This window comes from Pseudoalteromonas sp. T1lg76 (genome assembly GCF_002964725.1).
GTDB lineage: Bacteria > Pseudomonadota > Gammaproteobacteria > Enterobacterales > Alteromonadaceae > Pseudoalteromonas.
In genome coordinates this window covers 1-1,408 of sequence record NZ_PQCE01000055.1, presented here as the reverse complement: position 1 = coordinate 1,408, position 1,408 = coordinate 1, and the positions used below count along the sequence as shown (strand labels likewise).

The 1,408-nt window shown below is 47.5% G+C and carries 2 protein-coding genes and 1 tRNA gene; 2 read left to right on the top strand and 1 reads right to left on the bottom strand.

Features of this window, described 5'->3' with window-relative positions; genetic code table 11:
- Together C2M35_RS15845 and gloA are read left to right on the top strand one after the other, a co-directional pair.
- A partial coding sequence (locus tag C2M35_RS15845; protein WP_234000075.1) for a PKD domain-containing protein occupies nucleotides 1-267 on the top strand: 267 nt, incomplete at its 5' end.
- A 213-nt stretch (nucleotides 268-480) separates the two neighbouring features.
- Entirely contained in the window at nucleotides 481-879 is a 399-nt protein-coding gene (gene gloA / locus C2M35_RS14980; protein WP_105190388.1) for a lactoylglutathione lyase, read from the top strand.
- A gap of 443 nt (nucleotides 880-1,322) precedes the next feature.
- Here the strand turns inward: gloA and C2M35_RS14975 are convergent.
- Nucleotides 1,323-1,398 (bottom strand) — tRNA-Glu (locus tag C2M35_RS14975).
- Nucleotides 1,399-1,408: the final 10 nt, after the last annotated feature.

The following is a 1,408-nucleotide window of genomic DNA, read 5'->3' as shown; positions in this document are numbered from 1 at the left end:
GGTGATGAATTGTCTTACCTGTGGGAAGGTCCTGGCTCGATTGCAGACCAAACTGCAGCCACTACCTCGGTAAGTGGTTTGAGCGCAGGCACTCATACCTTCACTGTTACCGTTTCCGATGGTATGGAAGAAGTAACCTCAAGCGTTAATGTGACGGTGACCGCGCAAAGCACGGTTGAAGAGACAGAGAAAAAGAGCTCAAGTGGTTCATTTGCTTGGCTCATGCTACTGCTTCCTTTTGCTTGGCTGCGCCGTCAAAAGGCCTAACATCATAAGCCCGACACTAGGTTAGTGTTAACCCATGCCGCTCCATTAGTGAGCGGCATTTTTGTATTTACAGCACCGCTTTGTTGTCCAATTGGCGGTTGTAGCCCCAGGGGTTTAACGTTAAAGTAGCCCGGTTATAATGCTGTGTGCTATCGGGTGTTTTTGCCGATAAGCCCATGGCGTCTTTCCATATATACAATGTAAGGTGGCATCATGCGCTTATTACACACCATGTTACGCGTGGGCAATTTAGAACGTTCAATTGAGTTTTACACGCAAGTTTTAGGGATGAAGGAGCTGCGCCGAGCAGACAATGAAGAATACCGCTATACCTTGGCCTTTGTAGGCTATGGTGAAGAGAAAGATCATACCGTGCTTGAACTGACTTATAACTGGGATCAGGATAGCTACGAGCTGGGCACGGCCTATGGCCATATCGCCATCGAGTATGATGATATATACAAGGCGTGCGACGATATTCGCGCTGCAGGTGGAGTAATTAGCCGTGAGCCGGGCCCGGTAAAAGGCGGCACCACTGAAATCGCTTTTGTGAAGGACCCAGATGGCTATGCCATCGAGCTTATTCAGAAAAAAGAATACACCAGCTTTTAACTGTGAAACGGCGGCTAACTACTTTAGGTTGCGCCGCCGCTATTAACAACCACTTGCCTAACAAGGCCAGCAAGGCCTGACTCTCGATAATTATGTTAACCCGCTCTATCTGCACCAAAGCGCCAGGCTGTAAGGATATCGGCTGCAATCACCCGAGATTTGATAAGACGCGCTCAGAGATGCGCTATCCAGCTTTAAAGTCGTGACTATACCCAGGTAGAACTTGCCTTCGCCTTCTTTTAGAGATTTAGCGTTATTGGGATAGTGATTTAAAAGCCAAGATCTTTGTCAAGACATGGCAAAGCCGAAACGCAACTGTGCTCAAAAAGTTAACTGAAGTTATTGAGCAGGAAAGGAGTGTATCGATTGTATCTATAAATATCAGAGCTGAACGCTGATGATTTTAAAAAGTTGGATATAACCGGATAAGAACAAGAAGAAAGTGGCGTCCCCTAGGGGATTCGAACCCCTGTTACCGCCGTGAAAGGGCGGTGTCCTAGGCCTCTAGACGAAGGGGACACAAAGTGTG

Bases quoted from the DNA above. Each gene is read 5' to 3' on its own strand.
- gloA (WP_105190388.1), top strand. From the start codon at position 481: ATGCGCTTATTACACACCATGTTACGCGTGGGCAATTTAGAACGTTCA.